This window comes from Mucilaginibacter sp. GW821-FHT07G05 (assembly GCF_059418565.1).
Genome location: NZ_JBWKQC010000011.1, coordinates 103,110 through 129,317 on the forward strand (window position 1 = coordinate 103,110; position 26,208 = coordinate 129,317).

The 26,208-nt window shown below is 43.8% G+C and carries 24 protein-coding genes; 3 read left to right on the forward strand and 21 right to left on the reverse strand.

Features of this window, described 5'->3' with window-relative positions:
* Positions 1-16 precede the first annotated feature (16 nt).
* The gene (locus AC07NA_RS22875; RefSeq protein ID WP_494900067.1) at positions 17-970 is read left to right on the forward strand and encodes a lipid A deacylase LpxR family protein; all 954 of its coding nucleotides are present in this window, start codon (positions 17-19) and stop codon (positions 968-970) included.
* Here the strand turns inward: AC07NA_RS22875 and arfB are convergent.
* On the reverse strand, positions 967-1,377 hold the full coding sequence (gene arfB, locus AC07NA_RS22880) for an alternative ribosome rescue aminoacyl-tRNA hydrolase ArfB (protein WP_494900069.1): 411 nt from the start codon (positions 1,375-1,377) through the stop codon (positions 967-969). The genes AC07NA_RS22875 and arfB overlap by 4 nt on opposite strands.
* Before the next feature lie 59 nt (positions 1,378-1,436).
* On the opposite strand from arfB, the gene cmk reads away from it, so the two are divergent.
* Positions 1,437-2,114 (forward strand): (d)CMP kinase, encoded by a 678-nt coding sequence (cmk, locus tag AC07NA_RS22885; protein ID WP_494900071.1) that lies wholly within the window; start codon positions 1,437-1,439, stop codon positions 2,112-2,114.
* Here the strand turns inward: cmk and AC07NA_RS22890 are convergent.
* A complete protein-coding gene (locus tag AC07NA_RS22890) occupies positions 2,101-2,568 on the reverse strand; it encodes a deoxycytidylate deaminase (protein WP_494900073.1) in 468 nt (155 codons plus the stop codon). The two genes, cmk and AC07NA_RS22890, sit on opposite strands and share 14 nt — an antisense overlap.
* Positions 2,569-2,784: 216 nt before the next feature.
* On the reverse strand, positions 2,785-4,476 hold the full coding sequence (locus AC07NA_RS22895) for an MFS transporter (protein ID WP_345213600.1): 1,692 nt from the start codon (positions 4,474-4,476) through the stop codon (positions 2,785-2,787).
* A 170-nt stretch (positions 4,477-4,646) separates the two neighbouring features.
* Between AC07NA_RS22895 and AC07NA_RS22900 the strand changes: the two genes are divergently transcribed.
* Positions 4,647-5,303 (forward strand): LysE family translocator, encoded by a 657-nt coding sequence (locus AC07NA_RS22900; RefSeq protein WP_345213599.1) that lies wholly within the window; start codon positions 4,647-4,649, stop codon positions 5,301-5,303.
* A 493-nt stretch (positions 5,304-5,796) separates the two neighbouring features.
* Here AC07NA_RS22900 and AC07NA_RS22905 read toward each other — a convergent pair whose 3' ends face one another.
* The 18 genes from AC07NA_RS22905 to uppS all read right to left on the reverse strand — a co-directional run bounded on the left by AC07NA_RS22905 (position 5,797) and on the right by uppS (position 25,612).
* Positions 5,797-7,704, reverse strand: a complete 1,908-nt coding sequence (locus tag AC07NA_RS22905; RefSeq protein WP_345213597.1) for an amidophosphoribosyltransferase — start codon at positions 7,702-7,704, stop codon at positions 5,797-5,799.
* A 113-nt stretch (positions 7,705-7,817) separates the two neighbouring features.
* Complete coding sequence (locus AC07NA_RS22910; protein ID WP_494900076.1) at positions 7,818-7,994, reverse strand: hypothetical protein; 177 nt, start codon at positions 7,992-7,994, stop codon at positions 7,818-7,820.
* A gap of 1 nt (position 7,995) precedes the next feature.
* Positions 7,996-8,205, reverse strand: coding sequence for a hypothetical protein (locus AC07NA_RS22915; RefSeq protein WP_494900078.1), 210 nt, complete (start codon positions 8,203-8,205; stop codon positions 7,996-7,998).
* A gap of 100 nt (positions 8,206-8,305) precedes the next feature.
* On the reverse strand, positions 8,306-9,613 hold the full coding sequence (locus AC07NA_RS22920; RefSeq protein WP_345213594.1) for an ammonium transporter: 1,308 nt from the start codon (positions 9,611-9,613) through the stop codon (positions 8,306-8,308).
* 107 nt (positions 9,614-9,720) lie between these two features.
* Complete coding sequence (locus AC07NA_RS22925; RefSeq protein ID WP_494900079.1) at positions 9,721-11,223, reverse strand: NADH-quinone oxidoreductase subunit N; 1,503 nt, start codon at positions 11,221-11,223, stop codon at positions 9,721-9,723.
* 2 nt (positions 11,224-11,225) lie between these two features.
* Positions 11,226-13,094, reverse strand: a complete 1,869-nt coding sequence (locus AC07NA_RS22930; RefSeq protein WP_494900081.1) for a DUF4139 domain-containing protein — start codon at positions 13,092-13,094, stop codon at positions 11,226-11,228.
* 91 nt (positions 13,095-13,185) lie between these two features.
* Positions 13,186-14,787 carry a complex I subunit 4 family protein gene (locus tag AC07NA_RS22935; protein WP_494900083.1) on the reverse strand — a complete coding sequence of 534 codons (1,602 nt, stop codon included), beginning with the start codon at positions 14,785-14,787 and terminating at the stop codon, positions 13,186-13,188.
* A 5-nt stretch (positions 14,788-14,792) separates the two neighbouring features.
* Positions 14,793-16,853, reverse strand: a complete 2,061-nt coding sequence (locus tag AC07NA_RS22940) for an NADH-quinone oxidoreductase subunit 5 family protein (RefSeq protein ID WP_494900085.1) — start codon at positions 16,851-16,853, stop codon at positions 14,793-14,795.
* A 2-nt stretch (positions 16,854-16,855) separates the two neighbouring features.
* Positions 16,856-17,602 carry a hypothetical protein gene (locus tag AC07NA_RS22945; RefSeq protein ID WP_494900087.1) on the reverse strand — a complete coding sequence of 249 codons (747 nt, stop codon included), beginning with the start codon at positions 17,600-17,602 and terminating at the stop codon, positions 16,856-16,858.
* On the reverse strand, positions 17,602-17,907 hold the full coding sequence (gene nuoK / locus AC07NA_RS22950; RefSeq protein ID WP_345213589.1) for an NADH-quinone oxidoreductase subunit NuoK: 306 nt from the start codon (positions 17,905-17,907) through the stop codon (positions 17,602-17,604). The genes AC07NA_RS22945 and nuoK overlap by 1 nt, the downstream gene beginning before the upstream one ends.
* Positions 17,904-18,452, reverse strand: a complete 549-nt coding sequence (locus AC07NA_RS22955; RefSeq protein ID WP_494900089.1) for an NADH-quinone oxidoreductase subunit J family protein — start codon at positions 18,450-18,452, stop codon at positions 17,904-17,906. The genes nuoK and AC07NA_RS22955 overlap by 4 nt, the downstream gene beginning before the upstream one ends.
* Positions 18,449-19,039: a 4Fe-4S binding protein gene (locus tag AC07NA_RS22960; protein WP_494900091.1), complete on the reverse strand. Its 591-nt coding sequence runs from the start codon at positions 19,037-19,039 to the stop codon at positions 18,449-18,451. Before AC07NA_RS22960 ends, AC07NA_RS22955 begins: the two co-directional genes overlap by 4 nt.
* A 25-nt stretch (positions 19,040-19,064) precedes the next feature.
* On the reverse strand, positions 19,065-20,135 hold the full coding sequence (gene nuoH / locus AC07NA_RS22965; RefSeq protein WP_494900093.1) for an NADH-quinone oxidoreductase subunit NuoH: 1,071 nt from the start codon (positions 20,133-20,135) through the stop codon (positions 19,065-19,067).
* A 113-nt stretch (positions 20,136-20,248) separates the two neighbouring features.
* A complete protein-coding gene (gene murI / locus AC07NA_RS22970) occupies positions 20,249-21,079 on the reverse strand; it encodes a glutamate racemase (protein ID WP_494900095.1) in 831 nt (276 codons plus the stop codon).
* Positions 21,080-21,144: 65 nt separating this feature from the next.
* The gene (locus AC07NA_RS22975) at positions 21,145-21,657 is read right to left on the reverse strand and encodes an OmpH/Skp family outer membrane protein (protein ID WP_494900097.1); all 513 of its coding nucleotides are present in this window, start codon (positions 21,655-21,657) and stop codon (positions 21,145-21,147) included.
* A gap of 48 nt (positions 21,658-21,705) precedes the next feature.
* Positions 21,706-22,239, reverse strand: coding sequence for an OmpH/Skp family outer membrane protein (locus AC07NA_RS22980; protein ID WP_345213583.1), 534 nt, complete (start codon positions 22,237-22,239; stop codon positions 21,706-21,708).
* Between the two features lie 13 nt (positions 22,240-22,252).
* Positions 22,253-24,808: an outer membrane protein assembly factor BamA gene (gene bamA / locus AC07NA_RS22985; protein ID WP_494900099.1), complete on the reverse strand. Its 2,556-nt coding sequence runs from the start codon at positions 24,806-24,808 to the stop codon at positions 22,253-22,255.
* A gap of 63 nt (positions 24,809-24,871) precedes the next feature.
* Positions 24,872-25,612: an undecaprenyl pyrophosphate synthase gene (gene uppS / locus AC07NA_RS22990; RefSeq protein WP_345213581.1), complete on the reverse strand. Its 741-nt coding sequence runs from the start codon at positions 25,610-25,612 to the stop codon at positions 24,872-24,874.
* Positions 25,613-26,208 lie beyond the last annotated feature (596 nt).

The following is a 26,208-nucleotide window of genomic DNA, read 5'->3' on the forward strand; positions in this document are numbered from 1 at the left end:
TTACTTTTATAAACTAATGAAACTTAAATTATTAATATTATCGGGGTTGCTGTTATGTATTAACAACACCTTTGCCCAAACACATACGCAGGAAGTTGGTATCGTATCGGAAAACGACTCATTTTTAGCGCAGGGATCAGACAGGTATTACACCAACGGCTTATTCATTTATTACAACCAGGCTTTAACCGTTCCCGAAAGCACTTCGCTCGCCAATAAGGTTTTAGGTATCGAGGTCGGTCAAAAGATCTTTAACCCAATATCGGGTTCGGTGCCTGATAAAAGCTATATAGACAGGCCTTTCGCAGGCTATCTTTATTTAGGATCGAGCCTTAACTTACTCTATAAAAACGAAAGCAACCTTAAACTGGGCGCACAGGTGGGCGTTGTTGGTCCGGCGGCTTTGGGCAGGCAGGCACAGCAAGTAATACACGACACCTTCGGTTTTTACGAATTGAACGGCTGGCAATACCAGGTTAAAAACAATGTACAGATCAATCTTTCGGCCGAATATAACAGGCTGCTGGCCCGTGGCGGCGATGCCGATGTAAGCCTTACCTCGTACGCTAATGTAGGTACCGGTTTTAACGGTATTGGTGTTGGCCCTATGTTCAGGATTGGTAATTTCAACCAGCTTTTTAACTCGTACAGCACGCAAAGTACCGCTATTAAGAACCGCACCGCCGAACCTTTGCATAAGTATGAACTGTTCCTGTTTTACAAACCGCTCTTTAACTATGTAGCTTATGATGCCACCGTGCAGGGCAATATCTTTAAAAACAGCGATGATGCCAACGAAGTTACCTTAACGCCAAAACACATCATGATCAGCAACCAGATCGGCCTGGCTTATGGCGGCAGCCGTTGGATGGCGCAGTTATCAGCCACCTTCCATACCCGCGATGTTAAGGAGATGATGAAATCATCGCACCAATGGGGTACTGCAGCATTGTACTACCGTTTCAATTAATCGTCGGTTACTTTACGGCGGCTTTCTTTTTTGGAGGATTGCTGCTTTTTACTATCTAAGCGCGCGGCCTTTGCCGCTTTGCTAACCTTAACCGGCTTGCGTACCTTGGCAACATGCAGGCCTTTGGTGAGTATGTTGATCAGTTTTTCAATGGCCTTTTCTTTGTTCAGGTATTGGCTGCGTTCTTCATCGCATACTACCTGCACTAAACCATCTTTATTAAAGCGCGATTGCAAACGCTGGTTCAGCAGGGTCTTTTCGTCATCGGTAAAAAGTGATGAACCGTTTATATCGAACAACAATTCTACCTTGGTAGAAACCTTGTTTACATTTTGCCCGCCTTTGCCCCCGCTGCGCGATGTTTTATAGCTTACCTCTTTCTGGAGGTCGTTTTTTGTAAAATTCATTTCAAAGATATTGTGATAAAATCAGGATAAAAACACTGTTTTTTGTACCTTAGTAGCCTATGAGCAACAATATCGTAGTAGCTATCGACGGCTATTCATCATGCGGCAAAAGTACCATTGCCAAGGCATTAGCTAAAAAACTTCATTTCGTTTATATTGATACCGGCGCCATGTATCGTGCCGTAACCCTGTACTTTTTGCGCAACCAGGTTGATACCACTGATGCTGCAAAGGTAACAGAAGCTTTGGATAATGTACATATCACCTTCCGCTCTGAAGGCGAGCAAGCCCATATATTACTTAACGGCGAAGATGTATCTGACGAGATCCGCGAGATGCACGTGGCATCAAACGTGAGCAAGGTAGCCGCCATCCGCGAGGTAAGGCATGCCATGGTGAAGCAACAGCAGCTGATGGGTAAATCCATCAATATAATTATGGATGGCCGCGATATAGGCACTACCGTATTCCCCGATGCGCAGGTAAAACTGTTTATGACAGCCGACCCTCAGATCCGTGCTGAACGACGTTATAAAGAGCTGGTGGTAAAAAATCCGGAGATCACGATGGAAGAGGTATTTGATAACCTTGCCCTGCGCGATCATGATGATACCACACGTGAGGAAAGTCCGCTGGTGCAGGCCGATGACGCTATTATATTAGACAACAGCCATCTTACTCCCGACGAGCAGCTTGACTTTGCCCTGGGCAAGATAAAGCCTTTTACAGGTCAGTAATCCCGGTATCTATCTTCACGGCTACAACCCCGAAACGGTTCAGAAAATCAACGCCCTCATCGCTGGGCAGGCCTTTGTATGCCGCGTAAGATTTATCGTACAGCACATATTTAATACCTGCCGAGTAGATCAGCCTTGCACATGGCAAACACGGCGATAACGTGGTGTAAAGCGTTGCCCCTTCCAGGTTGGCGCCATTCTTTACCGCATATAAAATAGCGTTCTCTTCGGCATGTAAGGCGAGTGAGCAGCTTCCTTTAGCATCACGCGCGCAGCCTGTTGTAGGCCATTCTTCATCGCAGTTATGGGTACCTGCCGGTGGACCATTATAGCCTATGGATATAATGCGGGTGTCTTTAGTGAGCACCGCCCCTACCTGCGCCTTTACACAATGCGAACGCCGGGCCAGGTCAGTAGCCAAATTCATGAATATGTTATTGAAACTGGGTTTCATGTGGTCAGTAGTTAGTGGTGAATTGTTAGTGGTCAGTAGTCAGCCGCAAAACTTTAATGTATCAAATAGTAAAATAGTTAGTTGTTGAATGGTCAGCTTTAAACCTTAATTTATCAAACAGCAATTTTACTCATTTCTCACTGGTATAAAAAGAGATTGGGTCATTGGTCAGTGAAAACTCACTAACCAATGACCCAATGCCCTAATACGAATATCTTAGTGACCGCCTGAAGATTCTACGTGGTCAAGATTGATACCTTGTTTAATTAGCTCGCGGCTTACTTTCCAGGCAAAGAATGCAAGATAAGCGAAGCCTAATGCCGGTACAATGTATGAGAAGTGGATACCACTTAAACCCGGAACTACATTGTGGCTGCTATCGGCCAGGATACCCTGTACCGGAGGCAGTATTGATCCGCCCAGAATCATCATGATCAGGAACGCTGAACCCTGGCTGGTGTATTTTCCTAAACCTGCTATAGATAATGAGAAGATTGATGGCCACATGATAGAGCAGCACAGACCACCACTGATGAACGCGAAGGTAGCTACTGTGCCTGTGGTAAACAAACCGATCAGCATAAAGGCAACACCTAACAAACCGAATACAGTAAGCGTACGCACCGGTTTTTGCTGGCCGATAAAGAAAGCTACAATTAGTACCAGTACGCAAATGGCGTAAGGCAACAGGTTAGCCACTGTACCACCGCTCAGGTAATTCACCATTAATATTACACCAAAGGCAACAAACGGAACAATTACAGTCAAGATATTTTTAACCGATTTTGATAAGTTAAACGCGCCGATAGAACCCGCGAAACGGCCTATCATTAAACTACCCCAGTACAAAGAAATGTAAGGTGCAATAGCCGAATCATCAAAACCACCAAATTCAGGTTGTTTTAATAAGGCACCCATGTTACTTTGAATAGTTACCTCTGTACCTACATAAGTGAAGATAGCGATCATACCCAAAATCAGCTGTGGATATTGCATGGCACCCCAGCCTTGTTTGCCCTTACCGGCAGCTACTATAGTACCCACTAAAGTGAAAACGATAATGGCCAGTGCCAGGTATACAAAGTAAGGTTTAACGCTTAATATTAAAGCCGCGAAGGCTGCCGGATCCAAACCTTTTCCGCTTGGTAATATACCCGCAGTATAAGCGCTCAGCGGATCAGCTGCAAGGATGATCAGGAATGCTACAAAGATGATCAGCAATGGTGTGTTCGCTTTTGAGCTTGATTCGATCTTTTCGTCGCTGGTAACCTTTGGCAGGTTAGAGAACCAAAAGAATACCGCAACGGCGATGAATAAGCCGGCTAATATGAAATACAGATTGTTGATAGATGATATTTTAACATCAGCCGCGGCGCTTGCTGCCGAAGCCGAACCAAATAATACAACACTTACTACTACCGGGCCTAATAAGGCACCGATGTTGTTAATACTACCTGCAAAGTTTAACCTGTTTGAACCTGTTTCCGGCGGACCTAAAGCAATAACGAACGGGTTAGCCGCTGTTTGCTGTAACGAGAAACCAATGGCTATTACAAAGAATGACAACAGGATAAGTACAAATGAACCTGAATTTACAGATGGAACCATACCCAACGCGCCAATAGCCGAAATTACCAAACCTAAAATGATACCATTTTTATAGCCAAGTTTGTTCAGTATATCTACACGGCTGGCCTGCGAAGCGAAGTATAACACCAACGAACCTATGAAGTAACCACCGTAAAAGGTAAAGTCGATCAGTTGCGATTCGAATTGGGTTAAACTGAAGTGTGTTTTACAAAATGGGATAAATATGCCGTTTGATGCAGCTAAGAAGCCCCAAAAGAAAAACACCGTGATCAGCGTGTACAATGCCGACCCGTAGTTTTTAGAATTGTTTTGTTCCATTGTATTTTTTGGTTGTACTAAAAGGATTTTTAAACCACTAACATAAATCAATTTTTGTAAAATCCTGTTATTGATTTAAATTTAATATAACACTATATATTAGTTTCGTTGTTTAACAGATAAAGTTGCATATTCGCATACTTCAAAACTGAACCTAAGGCTAAAGTTTAATGATAGAAGCTATTATATCGGGTATTGGGATAGGGTTGGTGCTCACGTTTATTACCGGGCCGGTCTTTTTCGCACTAATTAAGACCAGCATCGAGCGCGGATTCCATGCCGGGGTTTATCTCGCACTTGGCGTTGTATCCAGCGATGTAGTGTTTGTAGGGGCCATCCTTTTCGGTTCGCAACTATTTGATATTACACCACATACAAAAACTATTGCCGGGGTTATCGGTAGTGCCATATTACTTAGCATCGGTATTTATTACCTGTTTAAAAAGGCCGATGTTAACTATAATAACAACGCGCCCTCGGGCTTAAAGCGCACCGGCTATTTCCTCAAAGGGTTCCTGATGTGCATCTTCAATCCTACCATTCTCTTCCATTGGATCACCGTTATAGGTACCGCCAGTACCATTTACCACGAAGGTGTTCATCACCGTCAGCTGAAAATTGCCATCATGTTCTTTACAATTCTGGTGGTTCAGTTCGGATTAGATACCACAAAAGCCTTTTATGCTAACAAACTTCGCGACAAAATATCGGTAAAACTGGTACACAAGCTTAACCAGGTGGCCGGCGTAGCGCTCATCATCGCTTCGTTTATCCTTTTCGACAGGTTGGTTACACACTTTATTTTCTCGCCTCCTGCGGGGTCGTAGGTTTATTTCGATTGTTATATTATAGTCGTCACTGTCATGCTGAGGTACGAAGCATCTGATTGCCGATTAGTATAGGGAGGAAGATTCTTCGCTACGTTACCATGATGTCTAATAAATGGGTCATCCTGAGCTTGTCGAAGGATTTGCGCAGAGGCCATCACCCACGCACCCTTCGACAAGCTCAGGGTGACAGGCTAACCTTTATTTGATTTTTCACACATCGTCTCACGCCTTTTCGCTCTTGGCCACCAAAGTCCTGCCCGTTTTCGCCCGAAGCTGTTTGCGGACGGAGAAGAAAACCCTTATCAATTGCGCTGATCTGTGATCAGTGCTTAACATGGGATGGCGATTGCATCGCCCTACCCTGCCAGGCATTGCAATCGCCACTCCATTTTTAAGCACTCATTATAAATGAGCGCAAGAGAAAATTCTTTACCACAAAAAAAGAGGCACCATAAAATGATGCCTCTTTTAAATATAATTCTTGTATGGCTTACATGTAAGCTCTTTGGTTTTTGCCTTCCATCCAGTTTACGAATGCGCGGTTTACCACTTTGTTACCGCCCGGGGTTGGGTAATCGCCCGAGAAGTACCAGTCGCCGGTATGATCCGGACAAGCGATATGTAGGTTATCCAGCGTTTGGTAGATCACTTCAACCTTGGCAGTAATGCCTTTAGGCGTGATGATCTGCGCAATACGGTCAGAGATCTGCTGATCGGTAAACGGTTCGTAAATAGCTTTTACGTGGTTCACTACTTCCTCTTTAGGTAATAACGAACTGTCTTTAGCTTTTTGATATGCTTTCAGGATAATATCTTCTTTGCCGGCTTCTTTCAGCAGGCTGATAGCTGCCTCAAACGCCACAAACTCACCCATACGCGACATATCAATACCATAACAATCAGGGTAACGGATCTGCGGAGCAGATGATACTACCACTATCTTTTTAGGGCCTAACCTGTCTAATATTTTAAGGATGCTTTGTTTAAGCGTAGTACCACGTACAATGGAGTCATCCAATACTACCAATGTATCGGCACCTTTGTTAATAAGGCCGTAAGTAGTATCGTATACGTGAGCCACCATTTCGCTGCGGTCGGCATCCTGGGTGATGAAGGTACGCAGTTTAACGTCTTTAATGGCTATTTTCTCCACACGCGGGGCAAGCTTTAATACTTCGGTAAGCTCCTCGTCGGTTATCTTATCCTCACGGTTAAGCAGCTGGTCGCGCTGGTATTTTTTAATGTATTTATGTACGCCTTCAACCATACCGTAAAACGCTACCTCGGCAGTGTTCGGAATGTAAGAGAAAACGGTGTTCTTTACATCATGATCAACGGCATCCAGTATTTGCGGGCAAAGCAGGCGGCCTAATTGTTTACGTTCGCGATAGATAGAAGAATCGCTGCCGCGTGAAAAATAGATACGTTCAAAAGAACATGCCTTTTTCTCTTTAGGCTCGCTGAACATTTCTTCGCTCAAATCGCCGTTCTTTTTAACGATAACCGCATGACCGGGTTTTATCTCCCTGATATCTTCAATTGGTACGTTAAAAGCGGTTTGAATAGCCGGGCGCTCTGATGCTGCAACTACTATTTCATCATTGTAATAGTAAAACGCAGGCCTGATACCCACCGGGTCGCGCATTACAAAGGCATCGCCATGACCCAGGATACCGGCTATGGTATAGCCACCATCCCAGTTTTTGGCCGATTTACGGAGGATCTTAGCTACATCCATATCATTGGCTATAAGCTTGCTGATCTCCATGTTATCGTCTAAACCTTCGCGTTTGTACTGGTCAAACAATCCCTGGTTTTCGGTATCAATAAAGTGACCTATTTTTTCAAGCACGGTAACTGTGTCAGCCTTCTCTTTCGGGTGCTGACCTAAATCGTACAATTGTTGCAGCAGCTCGTCAACATTAGTCATGTTGAAGTTACCTGCTATAACGAGGTTACGGGTTTTCCAGTTGTTTTGCCTTAAAAACGGGTGACAGTTTTCGATACTGTTTTTACCGTGGGTACCGTAGCGCAGGTGGCCAAGCAGCACTTCGCCGGTAAAGCTTACATTTTCTTTCAACCATTCGGCGTCGGCAAGCTTTTCGGGCATTTCTTTTTGTATATCCGCAAATTTCTTTTGGATGTATTCAAAAATATCTGCCACAGCATTTGATGCCATTGAACGGTGACGACTGATGTACCTTTTACCCGGCTCAATATCCAGTTTAATGGTAGCAACACCTGCGCCATCCTGGCCGCGGTTGTGTTGTTTTTCCATTAAAAGGTATAGCTTGTTTAAGCCGTACAGTGCAGTACCGTACTTTTGCTGGTAATAAGAGAGTGGCTTTCTTAAGCGGATAAACGCCACACCGCATTCATGTTTAATCTGATCGCTCATGATCTGTAATGAGGTGGCAAAGGTAAACTTTTATCATGAACTCTCCCTATATCGATTGTCATTAATGCGTACTAAAATGCAATTTGTAACAATTCCATTTTAGTAATTGAAAATCAGGCATAAAATGATTTAGTAACCTCAATTAAACCAACTATATGGTTATTAAACTCTTCCAGATCCTCTGCCGGCACCAATAGTTCGTTATGAATAGGGCCGCCAACATGCTGTATTTCGTACTTTTCGAGATAGGCGGCAGGCAGCGAAAATCTGGTTACAAAAGGCTGTGCCATATTAAGCTTGTCTGAATTTTTTTATAAGATAGATCATAACTGCAATTAGCGCGATTAATGATAGTACTTCCCACCAGTTAACGGCGAAACCAACGCTATAACCACTCCCCGACTCACTTTCGTTATAAAAATACGTTAAGATCCTGGTGGCTATCAGGTACGAAAACGCAATAAAAGTTAACAGAATGCCAATTACATAAATGCTTTTCATTAGTGATAAAGTTTGCCCTAAGATGCAAAATATCGGTCATAAAAAAAGCCTCATTTAAGAGGCTTAGATTATTTATCGTTTGGCAGTTACCTGTATATGTTTACAGCTTTTCGCCATGCTGGCTGATATCCAAACCAACAATTTCTTCTTCAATGGTTACACGTAATGGCGATATCATATCGGTGATCTTCAGCAGCAACATGGAGCCAAAGAAAGCGAATACCGAAGTACCTACCAGGGCGATCAGCTGGATAAAGAACAGCTTGGTTTCGCCGAAGAACAAACCGTTACCATTAACAATTCCCGGGTTAACGTTGGTGTTGGCAAACACGCCGGTAAGCACCATACCCACCATACCGCCCACGCCATGGCAAGGGAAAACATCCAGTGTATCGTCAATAGACGTACGGGTACGCCACTCAACCACCAAATTACTTACCAGTGCCGAGATGATACCGATAGCCAGCGAATGCGGAACCGATACATACCCTGCCGCAGGCGTAATGGCTACCAAGCCCACTACCGCGCCAATACAGGTGCCCATAGCCGATGGTTTCTTTTTACGCAGCATATCAAAAAAGATCCAGGTAACACCTGCCGCGGCAGATGCCGTAGTGCTGGTGGCCAGCGCGGTTACCGCTAAGTGATTAGCGCCCATTGCCGAACCCGCGTTAAAACCAAACCAGCCGAACCATAATAAACCGGTACCAATCATTACGTAAGTGATACGCGCCGGGGCATGGTTAGCCTCGTTACGCCGTTTCAGGTACAAGGCCGAAGCCAGCGCTGCCCAACCTGCCGACATGTGCACAACAGTGCCGCCTGCAAAATCTAACACACCTAATTTGGCAAGTATGCCATCGGGATGCCAGGTGCAATGTGCCAGCGGCGAGAATATGAATATCGAGAATAGTATCAGGAAGATAATGTACGAGTTAAAACGGATCCGCTCGGCAAAGGCACCGGTAATAAGCGCCGGGGTAATTATGGCGAACTTTAACTGGTACATGGCAAACAGCAATATCGGTATGGTTGGTGCCGATGGCCAGGTACGTGTGCCCAGCATCCCCTTCATCATAAAAAAGGTGGATGGGTTACCAATTACCCCGCCTATGCTATCGCCGAAGGCCAGGCTGAAACCGAAGATACCCCAAAGCACTGTAATGATCACCATACAAACGATGCTTTGCAGCATGGTTGATATCACGTTCTTTTTGTTGACCATGCCGCCGTAAAAGAAGGCCAAACCGGGCGTCATGATCAAAACCAGCGCGGTTGACATCAGCATCCAGGCGATATCGGCCTTATCAAAATGCGAAACCTCTTTATTGTCTAAGTCTACAGAAGGAAAAATAAAAGTTAATAATAATATAACTAAAATTACCGAGAAGGGGAAGAAGCGTTTCATTAGCTTTTTAAATAACAAGTTCTAAAAGAGCCGTGAAAATATGATTTTTATTATATAAAATTCAAAAAATGTAATGATTTTTTAATTTTTAAGCTTTATCGCTACACTTATATCCAACTATACAGATAATCGGGAAAAATACCGAGCAAAATAAGCACAAGCGATGCTATTATTGAAAAAACCAATGCTTTGTTTAATGATTTTTCTACCGGGATAGCACTATCTTTCTTTTTAAGGAAAAGGTTTAATGGAATTTTAATGTAGTAAAACAGGGCAACAACCGTAGTTATAGCACCCGTAATAAGTAAAATAAGTAGCCATACGTTATGATTTGTTTCATAAACGCCATACACTGCCGAAAAAACGAATAATTTTCCGGTGAATCCGGCGCTTACCGGCAATCCGGTTAAGGATATCAGCACAATTACAAAGCAAACCGATGCCACAGGGTATTTTAAGCCCAAACCTTTATAGTCGCTGATCTTTTCGGCACCGGTAGCATTGGCAAAATAGGTGGCCAGCACCAAAGCCGCTATGTTAGCCAGCGCGTATACTGCCAAATAGTAAATGAGCGAAGCCAATCCCTGCGGTGAAAAAGTAACGATGGCCATCAGCGCGAAGCCGGTATGCCCAATGCTTGAATAAGCCAGCATACGCTTAACATTGTTTTGTGATACGGCGGCAAAGTTACCCGCTACCATGGTTACCACGCCTATAACGGATAGCACCAGCCTAAAATCGAACACGGCCAGCTTATCATAAAATATAAACGACGGCAAAAAGTTAACCAGCAAAGCAAACGCGGCAATTTTAGGCACTGTCGACAGGTAAGCCGTAACCGGCGTAGGTGCGCCCTCATACACATCGGGCACCCAAAAATGGACCGGCACAAATGATAGCTTAAAGCCTATCCCTACCAATACCAATACTATGGCAAAGGCAATACCCGCCGTATTTAACATGGCCAGCTGTGTACCGAAATCGGCAAGGGCTATGTTTAGCGTGCCTGTAAAACCATACAACAGCGAAATACCATATAATAATATAGCCGATGCCGCAGCCCCAAACAGCACATACTTCATCCCCGCCTCGGCACTAAATTTACTTTCCGAACGATAAGCAGCCATCAGGTATGAGGCGATGGACACCATCTCTATGGATAAATAAATGGCCAGCAGGTTTACCGACATGCACATTAAATGCAATCCTAAAATAGAGCCTACAACAATGGTATACAGATCGGCCAGGCGCTTAGGGTGCGCGCTGAGCTTATCATCCCAGCCCATATATAATAATAGCAGGAACGATACACAGTCGATAAGTAGTTTAAACGTTACCGAGGTACGGTTAAATACCAGCATATCGTTAAACAGCATCTGCACTTCCTCGTTTGAGGCAAGTGAATACTGCTGGATGTCTTTATAAGCAACCAGCAGTATCCCCGTGAAAGCTATAATGCGGCATAATTTTTCTGAGTTTTTACCGAAAAGCAAATCGGTGATCAATACGATGATGAACAGCGCGCTCAGGTATATCTCGGGCATAAAATAAGGTATGCCGTTCCAGATAGACGTTAATTGCTCAGAAAGATATGGCGACAGATCGTGCATTATTATTGTACTATAACAGATTGATTTTTAGGATAGCGTACCTGGTATTTTAATTCCAGATTTTTATCCTGCTGCGAATTTAACATAAAACTCCATGAAAGCTTACCGGTAGGCTTATCCAATTTTGCACCCGATACCTCCTGCGCCTCCACTTCAATAGCCGAGTTTTGCGATACCGGCAACTGATCTTCAACCAGTAACTTCACTGCTTGATTTTTGCGGTTTTTTATGGCAATTTGCCAGTCGCGGCTTTCTTTTTGGGTTGATGAGCTATTTTTCTTCTCGGTAAGTTCCTTTTTTAGTGTGCGGGTAACCGCGATGCTTTTATCGGCCCCTAAAGATAAACTCAGCGTATCATTGGTGGAATAAGTGTCTATCAATGATTTGCCGATGTAGGTGCCCTCAAAATACAGATTAGCTTCTCCCGATAGGAAATTGTATTTATTCCAGTCGGTTAAGGTAGCGGTTAAAAACACATCGGTACTAATTTTGGGCGCCACGTAATATTGGTAAGCGGCATTAATATCAAAGTTATTGATCTCAACAAGGTATTGTTTACCATCGCTTGGTATTGAATACGGTGTTTCAATATTAAACTCAATATTAGTTTGATTTTCGGTTTGCTGCACAGGCACCGGGATGGTGTTGGTCACTCTTAAACCTGCTACTTTACCCTGAAGAGTAGTTGCTACTGCCTTGTCACCATCGTTACTGCTATACCCTGAAACTACTACAACCTCCTGTAATTGCTGAACAGATTCAACAAGGGTTACATTTATCTGAGGGGTATTGGCAGGTATTTCCTGGGGTTCGAACCCGATAAAACTATAAACCAACAAATTATTACCGGCAGGTATTTGTATTGAGTAATTACCCACAGCATCGGTAGAAGAACCTATTGAAGTACCTTTTACCCTGATGCTCACTCCCGGAACCGCCGTACCTGTCGCCCTGTCAATCACCTTACCTGTAACACGGGTAATGCTGCCTGCGGGGGCGGCAAAGTACATCCCGAAGTCGAGATAATTGGGCTGTAGCTGGGGCTGACTACCGCTTACTGTAGGATTACCGGTAGATAAGGTAAGCTTTACATTTTTCCAGTCCTCGCCGCATTGCTGCGCTACGTTGGCTTTGTAAGCGATGTTGATCGGGCTTTTTACGTCCTTCGCCCGTATATCATAGGTTGGGTACCAGCTGGCATTCTTCACAACATAATTTAATGTAAACAATGATTGTAATGCCGTTTTTAACGATACCGTAATTAACACATTGCTGCTCGCCTTCACATTGCCTTTGCTTAATTCGGCTATTTGCTTGTCGTATTTTTGCAGGTCGATATTAAGCGCGTTGATCTGATTTTTAATAGCCTGCTGTTTCTTCTTTATCTCGGTAAGGCGTGCTGTTTGAAACTCCAGCGCCTGGCGCAGCTTCGTAATATCCAAGTCGTTATTTTGCCCGGTAACATTCTGATTTTTGAGCAGCATATTGCTTTCTTCCTGGTAAATGGAAAGCTGGCTGTTGAGCAGGTCTATCTGATCGCGAAGGGTTTGTTGCTGCTCTTGCAGAGCACTTATATTTTTTTGTTTAAGCTGTGTATTCAAAAAATCGAGCTCGTGCTTTACCGAAAGTATACTGAACTCGCCCGCGGCCCGCACCTGGATGCTCTGCACGTCAATATCGGGCGATATATTATCGAATACCAATGTTGATGTACCGGGAGTAATGTTAACCATAGCTGTACGTGTTACCTGTGCACTGTTCAAAAACACGGTAACCTTTTGAACTTTTGATACTACTTTTTGCCCTTCATAAGCATTTGCCTGTTTTAGCATAAATAACAGGCAAGCCGCGATTAATAGATTTTTTAACATGATCGTTTAGTTTGATGAACTGTTTAATGGTTTGCTCAAACAGAAGATGCACGATCAGGCTTTATTCCATAATAAAATATTAAAAAGGGTATTATTTATTTAAATAGCTGACCAATGCCAGCACGCTATCATTTATCTTATCAAAAACCAGCGACGGCATTATACCCAGCACCAGGGCCATAATGGCCAGCGGTACCAGCGTTAAGGTTTCGCGCGGGTTGATGTCTTGCAGGGCTATACGCCACACCTCGCCGCCTTTAAACAGCGGTGTGCCAAAAAACATGCGCTGCAATGTCCACAGGAAATAGGCCGCGCTCAGCAGGATACCTATCGCGCCGCATACAGCCATCCAATAAGGCAGCAAGCCGTTTACCGTTGGCGATTTAAATACCCCGGCCAGCGAAAATGCCTCGGCCACAAATGCCGAAAAGCCGGGCAAACCTAATGACGCGAAAAACGCGATCATTACAAAAACGGTATATTTTGGCATCACACTGCCCAATCCCCTGAAGTTATAAATATCCCTGTCGTGCACGCGGTTATACACCACCCCTACCAGGAAGAAAAGCATCGACGATAAAAAGCCGTGGCTCACCATTTGCATTACCGCGCCGCTGATACCCTCGGCAGTTTGCGAGGCAATGGCCAGCAGCACAAAGCCCATGTGCGATACCGATGAATAAGCGATAAGGCGTTTAAGATCGCGCTGTGCCAAAGCGTTGAGCGCGCCGTATAGTATGGAGATCACACCCAGTAAACCCAGCCAGAAAGCCCCTGAAGTAGCCACTTCGGGGAATATGCCCATACAGATCCGGATGATACCATAGCCGCCTATCTTCAGCAGTACCCCCGCCAGTATAATAGATACCGGCGTTGGTGCCTCCACGTGGGCAACGGGCAGCCAGGTATGCAGGGGCACCGTTGGCACCTTAATGGCAAAAGCGATAAACAGCACCACAAAACCCACCGTACGTGCTGGCATACCCATAATGGTTTGCTGGTGCAGCGCCGAAAATATAGCCCCATTGGTATAGTTCGCCGGGTTCATCATTTGCACTATATTGAAGGTATGGTTGCCTGTTGCCGGATCTGTAACCGATAGATAAAGCCCCACCATTACCAACAGCATAAATACCGAACCGAACAAGGTATACAGGAAAAATTTGATCGCCGCGTATTCGCGCCGTACACCACCCCACATCCCTATCAGGAAGTACAGCGGCAATAACATTAATTCGTAAAACAGGTAGAACAGGAAAAAATCCAACGCGCAAAACACGCCGATAATCGCCATATCCAACAGCAGGAACAAGGCGAAAAAGCCTTTCAGGTTACTCTTTATCTCCCAGGATGCTAAAGCGGCAATTACCATTACCAAGGCCGTCATTACCAGCAGGGTGACTGAAATACCATCAATCCCCACAAAATAATCGATCTGCATACGCCCTACCGAACCAAGATTGAGGCCTATCCACGGTAGTTTTTGTACAAACTGAAACTGGCTTTCGTTATTAATACCGCCAAAGGCAGCACCCGTTTTAAAATTAAGGTAGATGTAAATACTGATACCCAATTGTAACAGCGTAGCCAAAAGCGTGATGTATTTAAAAGCGCCGCGCCATGCCGATGGCATCAGCAGTATGACGGCTCCGAAAATAACAGGTAGAAAAATGAGTAACGATAATATGTTCATCAGGCTCAGATCAGGAATTTTAAAATAAACATTATCAGCACGGCGGCTATCATGGTATATAAATAATACTGCACCCTGCCGCCCTGGAAATTACGTACCAGGTTGCCAATACGCCTAACCAATATGGTAAGCAAATATAAAAAGCCGTTAATAATATAGCGGTCGGTCCACGCGGTAATATTTGATAGTGAAAAAGTTATCCATTTCAGCAGGTCAACTATGCCATCAATCACGGTACGGTCAAACCAATAAAGCAGCTTACTAAACAGCAACACGGCCTTTACAACAATATTTTTATAAGCACGATCAATAAACCACTCGTTAAACGACAAGCGGAACAGGAAGCCTTTTTGAGCAAAAGCGAATTTGCTTTGTTTACCGTAAATACTATAAGCGGCAAACATTACCCCTATGCTTAAAATAGTTACCGTTGCCGGGATGAAAGTATGGTACAGGTTTTCGCGCTCCAGAAGGTTTGATGGTGTAAACGCCTTGTATAACCAGGCATGCTCATAAAGCAAAGGGTGCAATGAGAACACTACGAACAAACTACACAAAGCCAAAAACAGCAAAGGCAATTTATAGTTCCAGCCGCCATCGCTGATGTGGATCTTGATATCAGGGTTGTTCTCCTGTAACCTGAACTTCCCGAAGAAAACCTTAAAAATAAGCCGGGCCACATAGAACGCGGTTAGCCAACTGGTGATTAAGGCCAGCACAGGTACCAGTATCAGTATACCGCTTTTACCTTCGGCCCATTCAAAGGCCTGTATCAGTATACCGTCTTTAGACAGGTAGCCTGATGTAAGAGGGAAACCTACCAAAGCCAGCGCGCCCAGTAAAGCGGCTATAAAAGTAACCGGTAGCTTTTTACGTAAACCGCCCATGTGGTTTATATCCTGCGGATCAATATCCAAATGGTTTTCGTGCTTAATGTGCTGCATCTCGTGGATCACCACACCCGCTACCAAAAACAGCAGGCATTTGAAAAAGGCATGTGTAACCAAATGGAATAGTGAGGAGGCATAAGCCCCTACCCCCATCGCCATGATCATAAAACCTAACTGCGATATGGTTGAGTAAGCCAGCACCCGTTTCAAATCGTTTTGTGTGAGGGCGATGGTTGCCGCCATAAAGGCTGTAAAACAACCGATGACGGCAAAGCCCGTCAATTCATCGATATTAAATACCGGGTACACCCTGCCCAGCAAAAACACGCCGGCAGCCACCATGGTAGCCGCGTGTATTAATGCCGAAACCGAGGTTGGCCCTTCCATGGCGTCGGGCAGCCAGGTATGCAGCGGGAACTGGGCCGACTTGGCCGCTACCCCTAAAAAGATGCCTGCACAGGCTACATATTGCCAAAACACAGGTATGCTGCCGGTTGGCGCTACCCATAGTCCGTTTTGTATAACTGATTTCGCTACCAGTCCGTCTGCGGCAAAAAGCTGCACGAGGTCGAAAGTATGGTACTGCGCGAAGAAGATCATCATGGCCGATAGCAGCCCTACGTCGCCAATACGGTTCATAATGAAAGCCTTTTTATTGGCCTGTACTGCTTTATCTTTAGTAAACCAAAAACCGATGAGCAAATAAGATGAAAAGCCTACCAATTCCCAAAAGGCGTAAAGCAGCACCATGCTATCAACCACTACAAGGGCCAGCATGCTGAAGCAAAAAAAACTCAAGTAAGTGAAATAGCGGTTAAAGCGCCCATCGCTGTGCATGTACGCCATACTGTAGATGTGCACCGGCAAGGCGATTATGGATACCAGCGCCAGCATCAATACCGAAAGATTATTGAGGAGCACACCCGCGTAAACTTTAGTAGTGCCAATGGTAAACCACAGGGTTTGGGTATGCACGGTAGTGGTGTTCCATATTTGAGCGAAGATGCTTACCGCGAACACCGCGCTCAGTAAAATAGCGATAGTAGAGATCCAACCGGCCACTTTATACCTGCCGGGGATGATATAATTAATGATAGCCGCAAGCAAAGGCAGCGCAACCACTACACAAGTGTGAAAGGTTGATATATGCTCGATATGTGCTACTGCGCTTTCCAAATTTATTTTTTTGTAATTATTGTCATTATTGGGATGGCTGTTCCGGCAACATCGCCCGGTTTGAACACAACACTTTTTATATTATTAGGTGGCAATTCGTATAATGCCTTAATCCCTTGTTGTTGTGATTGATAAATAAGCTCTCCATCAATGCTATAGGTTATACCAGTATCTTCATCCCCATGATCTGCTAAATATTTTTTGTACTCGTTTGAGAAATTACTCAGTTTAGTTTTATACCCCTTTACACCAAAGGGAATAGTAACCACCATAACTGCACCTTCCCGATTTGAGCCATACAATTCGTAATTGCCCATCTCCTGTTTAATCGTGGTAATATTCAAAATATCTTTCGGATCAGTCCCGTTTAATTTACTGTCAGATATTTCGCCATTCAAAACATATAACATACCTCTGTTAAACATTGCCGTTGCATTTTCTACGGTGTCATATTCGGCAGGTTTCATGGTAATATTGATCACACCGTGAGTACCTTTAATACCATATAAAGCTGTGGCTACCGAACCTTTGAATGTATTTATTTTTAAAATGCTTGCGGCGTTTATTGTATTTAGCTCTTCAAACTTTATCTCCTTACCATCTTTTAATACCAGCGGATAATTACTTGGCTTTGTTGCAAAAGATACGAGTTTATGCTTCGCAGACTTTTTAGTAGTATCCGCTTTTTGAGCTTGCATATTCATCATAAAGCCCAGTAATAACAAAATGGTAAGTAGTCCTCTCATCATCAATCTCCCAAATTGTTAACCTTACCGGGGTCGATGGTGTTGTACCGCCTGTAAACATTTAATATAATGGCCAGCGCCACAGCCGTGGTAGCCGCGGCAAGTACAATGGCAAACAGGGCGAATACCTGCCCGCCGTTGTTGATCTTATCATATTTACCAAAGGCTACCAAATTCAAAATAGCCGCGTTCAGCATCAGCTCAATACCTATCAGTATTTGAATGGCATTGCGTTTGGCCAATATGATATATAGCCCTATGCAAAACAGCGCCGCGCTGATGATCAGGAAATCGCTTAAAGTGATCATGCCCGCTGCTCCTTTCTCGACAGGTGCGCCGCCCCTACCAATGCCAGTAGCAACAGTATAGATATGGCCTCAAAAGGCAGCAGGTATTTAGTCATGAGGTTGATGCCGATATTATCTATCAGTTTGGTTTCGGGCTGAATGGCATTACCGCTTTTTACCGATTGCTGGATCCAGTTCAGGCTATCCGGATGCGTACTGTACAATACCTTAACCATCACCACAAAAAACAATACGGCCAGTACAATTGCAGGCAGTTTAGTAAGGCTGATGAGCCTATTCTCCGTATCCTGAATAGTATTCAGTGTTTCACGCCCCGAAAGCATAAACGCGAACAAGATAAGCACCAGGATGCCGCCTACGTAGATCACTATTTGGGTAACAGCCACAAAATCAGCCAACGACAGCACATATAAACCCGCCAGCGCGAACAGCGTTACAAAGAACATAAATATGGACCGTACCAGGTTCTTGCTACCCGCCACATACAATGCCGATGCTATGGCAATAAAGCCCAGCAGGTAGAACAGCACTTTTATTAAAGTCATGCCCCATCCCCTTTCTTTTGCATGGCGGCTAATTTGGCAGCCTGCTTTTCGGCCTGTTGTTTTTCCAGCAGCAAACGTTTTTCGTTGGCTTCCTCCACAGTCATGTCCGAAAACTGGTAGATCAGGTCGTTCAGTTCAAATACGGTACGATCGTACTGATTGGTCATGGTGATGCATTCGGTTGGGCACACAATAGTGCATAACCCGCAGTACATACACTTAGCCATGTCGATATCGAACTTGGCGGCGTAAAGGCGTTTCACACTCCCGTCGGATGTTTGACCGATGGCCTCGGTAGCTTTGATAGATTCAATATCGATGCAGTTTACCGGGCATATTTTGGCGCACAGGTCGCACACAATGCAGTCGTCCATTTCCACATCCAACTGGTAACGGCCCACTTCGGGTACAGGCAATTCCTGCTTAGGGTATTGTATGGTATTGGTGCCTTGTTCTAACTGTTTAAAGTAGTTATCGGCACTAACCGGTTTCATTTCGCGCTTATGGTTTGATGCAAAGAGGTGTTTCATGGTGATGGTTAAACCATGCCATGCCGTTGCAAATCCATTTATAGCGTTCTTTAACATTTCTTTTTCTAAACTTTAATCAACCTCACATTAACCACAAGCGCCATACGCCCGATATAAGCATACAAGCAAACGAGAGCGGAGTTAATATTCTCCAGCAAAGGTTCATCAACTGATCAACCCGTAAACGGGGCAGTGTCCACCTGATCCACATTTGCACGCCAACCAATGACAGCGTTTTTACAACAATCCAAAATATGCCCCAGGCCGCATTGGTCGTCCAGTCGGCCAGGTGTACCGAGCCAATATTTGGCAGCGGCGTATTCCAGGCACCTAAAAACAATATCACACCTACCATTGATACCAGGAACATCATCGAGTATTCGGCCAGGAACACAAAAGCGAAACTTAAGCCCGTATACTCGGTATGAAAACCTGACACCAGTTCTGATTCGGCTTCGGGTATATCAAAAGGCGCACGGTTGGCCTCGGCCAGCGACGCGATGAAATAGATCACGAAAGCGATAATGAGGTGCGGGGCGCGAAATACGTTCCAGCTTAAAATGCCCCCGGTGGTGGTTACATCCCACATGCCTAAAAATTTTATCTTTTCGGCCGAGTAGATACCTTGCTGTGTAGCTACTTCTTGCAGGTCGAGTGTTTGGGCTATCATTACGGCTGATATAAGGGCAAAGCCCGCGGGTATTTCGTACGATATGATTTGTGCTGCCGAGCGCATGGCGCCTAACAGCGAGTATTTATTGTTTGATCCCCAACCGGCCATCAGTATGCCCAATGTTTCGATAGAGATAATGGCGAATATATAATATAAGCCAATGTTTATACGCGATGGCACCAGTCCCGGCCCCCACGGCAATGCCGCGAAACCCATGTAAACCGCCACAAATATAATCATCGGGGCCAGCAGGAACAACCATTTATCGGCAGCCGCCGGAATGATCATTTCCTTTTGCAGCATCTTTAAAATATCGGCAAAGGTTTGCAGCGAACCAAATTTTCCGGTTTCGGTAGGCCCAAGCCTGTCTTGTATAAATGCCGATACTTTTCGCTCGGCGTATACGCCAAAAAGGGCAAAAAGAGCAGCAAAAGCAAATAAGCCAACCGCGACAGCAAAATATGTAATGTAGAAATTCAAGAGCAAATTTGCGTTTGGTGCAAACTTAACAAATGCTTAGAATAATTCTATATAATTAGTAGATTATGTTAATATACATTTCAACTACAGTGTCAAAAAAAATTAACACGGGCCTATTTCAGCGGTGTAAAGGATGACTGTACAGGGGCCGAAAAAAACAGCGAAGCATGATGGTCAAAGTCGGCCGTATCGTCAGATGTGGTGAAGAATTCTTTGGTACCGTTACAGGTAATTCCCGTTTCAATTTCGGGATGGCGTTGCAGGTAATCGGTAAGGCTGGCGGCCACAATATCACCCTGCGCCACTACATTGATACCGGCAGGCAGGTGCGCCTCTATTTTATCCTGCAACAGAGGATAATGCGTGCAGGCCAGCAGCACGGTATCAATACCCGGCGATTGTGCCAGTAACTGATCAAGATATAGCTGTACAAAATAATCGGCACCGGGTTTATCATATTCACCGGCCTCAATAATAGGCACCCATAGCGCGCAGGCCTGCTGGTAAACCTTTACATCGGGGAAAAACTTTTCAATCTCCAGCAGGTACGATTCTGAATTTACCGTTCCGCGGGTACCCAGTACACCTATTTCTTTTGATTGGGTATAATTGCCGATCACCTCGGCCGTAGGCCTGATCACCCCCAGCACCCGTTGTGTTGGGTACGCAGGCTGCAAATCCTGCTGTTGAATGGTACGCAATGCTTTGGCCGATGCCGTATTGCAAGCCAGTATTACCAGGCCACAGCCTTGCTTAAACAGCCATTGCACACACTCCCAGGTATACTCGTGTATCACCTTAAAGGTGCGGTTGCCGTAAGGAGCCCTCGCGGTATCGCCCAAATAAATGTAATCATACTGCGGTAAAGCGGCCGCTATCGATTTAAATACCGTTAGGCCGCCATAGCCCGAATCAAAAATACCAATGGGTTTATTTGTTAGCACGTGCAAAAATAAAAAAAGCGCCCCGTTATTGCGAGGCGCCTTTGTAATAGTTTTCTAATTAAATATTATTTCAAACCTAATTTCAGTTTTGTAGCTGCAAGCAGGTCGTCACCATCAGGTGATACGATCAAATCAATTTGAGATGAATCTAATACATAAGTGTAACCTTTTTCTTTAGCAACCTGACTAATTGCGGCACGGGCTTTAGTAAATAAAGGTTTAGTTAATTCATTGCTTTTTGCTTCAACTTTGCCACGTGCATCGTTTTGGAAATCGCCAATACGTTTTTGCAAATCTTGCAATTCAGTTTCTTTTGAGGTACGGATAGCATCTGTCATGGTTGCTTTACCTGCTTCGTAAGCCTGACCTTTAGTTTGAAACTCCTGGGTCATGGTAGTATACTGATCTACAAATTGTTTTTGATAAGCATCAAGCTGTGTTTTGATGGTTTTAGTTTCAGGCATCTGATCAATAAGGGCATTGAAGTTAATATGACCAATTTTAGATTGCGCCTGGGCATAGCTTCCAACAAACAACATACCTACTGCCACTAAAGCAACTTTAAATAATCTTTTCATTTTTTGTTCTGTGTGTTTAATAATAGTGCGATTTTATATAAAAATAATTTACTTAGCAAATACTCCGGGCTTTAAACCTAAACGTGTTATCACATCGGCGCTTTTATCCAAACGCGGATTAGCGTACAACATGGTTACATCACTGTTCTTGTCAAATATCATATCAAGTGTTTCGCTCTCGGCTACTGCTTGTATTGCTTTTGACACTCTATCCTGAATAGGTTTAATCAGGGCGTTACTTTTCTGTGTAAGTTCGCCATCGGGGCCAAACTTTAAACGCTGAAAATCTTTCGCCTCTTTCTCTTTACCTACTATCTCTGCCTCACGGCGTTTTTTCATATCAGCTGTCATCAGCACCTGGTCGGCCTGGTAGGCTTTGTAAAGGCGGTCAATTTCCTGAAAACGGCCGTCAACCTCTTTCTGCCACTGCTGCGATAAAGCACCCAGCTGTTTTTGTACCGATGTATATTCGGGTATGTGTTTCAATATATAATCAGAATCAACATAACCAAAACGTTGCGCAAACGCGCTTGTGAATGCAGTAAACGTTAAAAACAGGCCTAAAATTATACTCTTTTTCATTGTTGTAGTAAAATTAATTAAATCCGCCGTTCAAGCTTTGCGATATGGAGAAGTGGAACTGGCCTTTACCGGCATCAGGTACACCCGGTATCCTGTCGAAACCATAACCATAATCTAAACCAAGCAAGCCAAATATAGGTAAAAATATCCTCGCGCCTACGCCAACCGAACGTCTAACATTAAACGGATTATATTCGCCAAAATTGTTCCAGGTATTACCACCTTCGGCAAATGCCAGTAAGAATATGGTTGCCGACTGGCTGGCAATAACCGGGTGACGAAGCTCAAGTGTATATTTATTGAACACCACACTACCCGGGTTGTTGTTGGCATTGTAGCCCGAGCCAATAGGCACTACCGAGAAGTTTTGGTAACCACGTAAACCGATGATCTCGCTACCTTGTAAAAACTGGTAGCTTTGCATACCATCACCACCTAATTTAAAGCGCTCAAATGGCGACTGACCTACTTTTGAGTTGTAGTAACCCAGGAAACCGAAACGCACCTGCGACATCAATACAAATTTACCGGTAAGCGTTTGGAACCATTGCGCGTCGAACTTCCATTTGTGGTATTCCACAAATTTGTAACGCTGCTCAGGAGTTGCTATCCTGTAGTTGGTATTGTTAAATAATGAGTATGGCGGTGTAGCCTGTATGGTAAATTTAATATTTGAACCCGTTGTTGGATAAATAGGCGCATCGATAGAGTTACGGCTAAGTTCCTGGGTAATTTTAATGTTGTATGATGTACCTGTTGAGAACAAGTATGCCGAACCGTAGTTATCCAGGTTATAGTGGTCAAAGTTTAACGAGTAGTTTAACTGGAAATAGTTATCGGGCCAGTTTAAACGTTTACCCAATGTTACACCAATACCGTTAATACGCAGGTTATTGTAGTAAGGGCTCGATTTTGGATAATACTGACCGGTTGAGCTACCTTGCGTGTAAGCTGATAAACTGAAGAAGATAGGTTTTTTACCACCTAACCATGGCTCAGAGAAAGTGAACGAGAAGTTTTGGTATGTTCTCCCGCTCGATTGGCCCCTGATGCTCAGTTTTTGTCCGTCGCCTTTTGGCAGCGGGCGGTAAGCCTTAAGGTTGAATATATTACGTAATGAGAAGTTGTTGAACGTTAAACCCAGTGTACCTACCAACTGGCCACCACCAAAACCACCCGAAAGCTCGATCTGGTCAGATGGTTTTTCAACCACATTGTAAACAATATCAACCGTACCTTCTGATGGGTTGATGTTTGTAGGCCTTGGTTCGGTTTTTTGCTCATCAAAGCTACCCAGCTGCGAAAGCTCACGAGTACTCCTGATCAATAATTCTTTATTGAAAGGCTGCCCCGGTTTAGTCCTTATCTCGCGGTAAACTACTTTATCGTTAGTTACATCGTTACCTTTTACAATTACCTTGCTGATGGTGTACAACGGACCTTCAGTGATACGAATGTCCAAATCAACTGTATCGTTGTAAATACGGGTTTGTACCGGATCGGCATTGTAAGTAAGGTAACCGTTGTTGAGGTATAATGATGATACGTCGTCATTACTTGGCGTAGGGCCTGATAGCCTTTTGCCCAATTCTTCCTCGCTGAAAACATCGCCCTTGCTGATACGTAATATCTTTACCAAATCGGCAGTAGAATATTTGGCATTGCCCGACCATGTAATGTTACCGAAGTAATATTTATGACCTTCAAACACCTTCATTTTTACGTCAACCGTTTTTTCATCGTGCTTGCTTACGGTATCGCTTACTAACTGGGCATCGCGGTAACCTTCGGCCTGCATTTTTTCAACAAGCGTTTGCTTGTCCTCATCGTATTTATCCTGCTTAAATTTCTTCGAACCGAATATATTGTAAAACTTCTTGGTACGTGTATTTTTCAGGAACCCTTTTAATTTCTTTTGGCTAAAGGCTTCGTTACCTTCAAAAGTAATGCTGTTGATCTTGATCTTGGTTTTTTTGTCAACAATAACATCCAGTATCACGTTGTTTGAATCCGCCGGATCAGGCTTCGGTTTCATATCAACCGTGGTATTCAGGTAACCTTTCTCGTTAAAGTGCCTTTTAATAATACCCGATGTAGTATTCAGCAAGTTTTGATTTACAATTTTGCCGGTTTTATCGTTCAGTTTCTTTTGTACATCTTCTATTTCACCTTTGCGTATACCAGTAATGTGCAGGCGCGATAAACGCGGACGCTCATCAACCACAATTTCAAGGTAAATGGTATCCATGTTTATGCTGGTGATGTTCAGTTGTACATCATCAAATAAACCCTGCTCGTACATGCTTTTAATAACCCTGGCATTCGCTTCACCCGGCAGGTTAATACGGTCGCCTTTGTTTAGTTTCGATATTTGTATCAGCACATCTTTATCAAGTGCTTTTGTTCCGCTTACGGTAATGCCACCTATAATATAATCCTTTGGATTAAGGTAGCTCAAACTATCAGGAGATAAAGATTTAGACAATGCTTGCCTTGGCTGATTTGATACCTGCGCCATGGCGGTTGTACTCAACACTAATAAAACTATAGCAAAAAGATATTTATTCATTCGAATATTTTAGTGGGCTAAAAATAATTTAAACAGTTGTTAAATAGTGTTAAAACAAAAAATTTAGTTTAACTGCTCGCTTGTTTTACCAAAACGGCGTTCGCGTGTCTGGTAGTCTAATATGGCTTCAAACAGGTCTTCCTTCCTGAAATCGGGCCATAATTTTTTTGTAAAGTATAGTTCGGCATAAGCAATTTGCCACAACAGGTAATTGCTTATACGGTGCTCACCGCTTGTTCTTATCAGCAATTCAGGGTCGGGCATATCATGGGTATATAAATTATCGCTAAATACCTCTTCGGTAATATCATCAGCATTCAATTCACCTTGCTGTACCTTTTGCGCTATGTTTTTCACAGCCTGCACAATCTCGTTACGCGAGCTGTAGCTTAAGGCCAGTGTAAGCACCAAACCGGTATTGCCCGATGTTCTTTCAATAGCCTTTAACAGTTCGCGATGTGCTTTCTCAGGCAGTTTATCCAAATCGCCAATGGCATTAAGGCGCACATTTTTTTCCATAAACGAGCTTATCTCTTTATGAATAGTGCTTACCATCAGCTCCATAATGGCCATTACTTCCAGCTTGGGGCGGTTCCAGTTCTCTGCCGAAAATGTATACAGGGTAAGATATTTCAGGTTAAGGTCGCAAGCGCCCTCAACCGCGTCACGTACAGACAGCACACCATTATGATGACCAAATATCCTTAGTTTACCCTTTGTTTTTGCCCAACGCCCGTTGCCATCCATAATAATAGCTATGTGGTTTGGCAACCTTGTCAGATCAATTTGTTCCTTATCTACCATTATTGCAGGTTAAACAGCCTTTGTTTTTGATGTACATTTAAAATATGAATGTCAAAAAACTAAGCGGTACAGGCTATTTTAATATTCAATGCTTACTTTTTTTCAGGGTACAAAGGTAAAACTTACTTTGTATTTTTTTAGTATCCGTGCAGAAAAGAAAAATTTGATTTTTATGACACTCCACAACGGAGAATATTGTAACACAGTAAATAACATTTGCAGTATAAGTAAACCGCGGCCAATTTATGTGTTGTTATGGTAGATGGTTGTGAGCGCTTGCAAATTATCAACAGGTGTTCATTATCAGGTAATGCCGTGTTATATTTCATTAGAGTGAGTAATATGTGATCACGAATGATCAATCGTGATAGAATAATTATCTTATTTGGGCGTTGCCTTCGGCCGGGCTTTACAGGGCTCCGCTATCGCTGCGGTACCTCCTTCGTCGGCACTAAACCCTTTCAATCCCTAACGCGGGTTGTTCGAATTAAGAAATAAGAATCAGGAAACAAGAAAGTGAATTATCGCCATTACAGGGTCCTATTTCTACCTGTCATGCTGAGGTACGAAGCATCTATTCGTTAATAGATGGAGAA

Bases quoted from the DNA above. Each gene is read 5' to 3' on its own strand.
- AC07NA_RS22875 (WP_494900067.1), top strand. From the start codon at position 17: ATGAAACTTAAATTATTAATATTATCGGGGTTGCTGTTATGTATTAAC.
- arfB (WP_494900069.1), bottom strand. From the start codon at position 1,377: ATGAATTTTACAAAAAACGACCTCCAGAAAGAGGTAAGCTATAAAACA.
- cmk (WP_494900071.1), top strand. From the start codon at position 1,437: ATGAGCAACAATATCGTAGTAGCTATCGACGGCTATTCATCATGCGGC.
- AC07NA_RS22890 (WP_494900073.1), bottom strand. From the start codon at position 2,568: ATGAAACCCAGTTTCAATAACATATTCATGAATTTGGCTACTGACCTG.
- AC07NA_RS22895 (WP_345213600.1), bottom strand. From the start codon at position 4,476: ATGGAACAAAACAATTCTAAAAACTACGGGTCGGCATTGTACACGCTG.
- AC07NA_RS22900 (WP_345213599.1), top strand. From the start codon at position 4,647: ATGATAGAAGCTATTATATCGGGTATTGGGATAGGGTTGGTGCTCACG.
- AC07NA_RS22905 (WP_345213597.1), bottom strand. From the start codon at position 7,704: ATGAGCGATCAGATTAAACATGAATGCGGTGTGGCGTTTATCCGCTTA.
- AC07NA_RS22910 (WP_494900076.1), bottom strand. From the start codon at position 7,994: ATGGCACAGCCTTTTGTAACCAGATTTTCGCTGCCTGCCGCCTATCTC.
- AC07NA_RS22915 (WP_494900078.1), bottom strand. From the start codon at position 8,205: ATGAAAAGCATTTATGTAATTGGCATTCTGTTAACTTTTATTGCGTTT.
- AC07NA_RS22920 (WP_345213594.1), bottom strand. From the start codon at position 9,613: ATGAAACGCTTCTTCCCCTTCTCGGTAATTTTAGTTATATTATTATTA.
- AC07NA_RS22925 (WP_494900079.1), bottom strand. From the start codon at position 11,223: ATGCACGATCTGTCGCCATATCTTTCTGAGCAATTAACGTCTATCTGG.
- AC07NA_RS22930 (WP_494900081.1), bottom strand. From the start codon at position 13,094: ATGTTAAAAAATCTATTAATCGCGGCTTGCCTGTTATTTATGCTAAAA.
- AC07NA_RS22935 (WP_494900083.1), bottom strand. From the start codon at position 14,787: ATGAACATATTATCGTTACTCATTTTTCTACCTGTTATTTTCGGAGCC.
- AC07NA_RS22945 (WP_494900087.1), bottom strand. From the start codon at position 17,602: ATGATGAGAGGACTACTTACCATTTTGTTATTACTGGGCTTTATGATG.
- nuoK (WP_345213589.1), bottom strand. From the start codon at position 17,907: ATGATCACTTTAAGCGATTTCCTGATCATCAGCGCGGCGCTGTTTTGC.
- AC07NA_RS22955 (WP_494900089.1), bottom strand. From the start codon at position 18,452: ATGACTTTAATAAAAGTGCTGTTCTACCTGCTGGGCTTTATTGCCATA.
- AC07NA_RS22960 (WP_494900091.1), bottom strand. From the start codon at position 19,039: ATGTTAAAGAACGCTATAAATGGATTTGCAACGGCATGGCATGGTTTA.
- AC07NA_RS22975 (WP_494900097.1), bottom strand. From the start codon at position 21,657: ATGAAAAGATTATTTAAAGTTGCTTTAGTGGCAGTAGGTATGTTGTTT.
- AC07NA_RS22980 (WP_345213583.1), bottom strand. From the start codon at position 22,239: ATGAAAAAGAGTATAATTTTAGGCCTGTTTTTAACGTTTACTGCATTC.
- bamA (WP_494900099.1), bottom strand. From the start codon at position 24,808: ATGAATAAATATCTTTTTGCTATAGTTTTATTAGTGTTGAGTACAACC.
- uppS (WP_345213581.1), bottom strand. From the start codon at position 25,612: ATGGTAGATAAGGAACAAATTGATCTGACAAGGTTGCCAAACCACATA.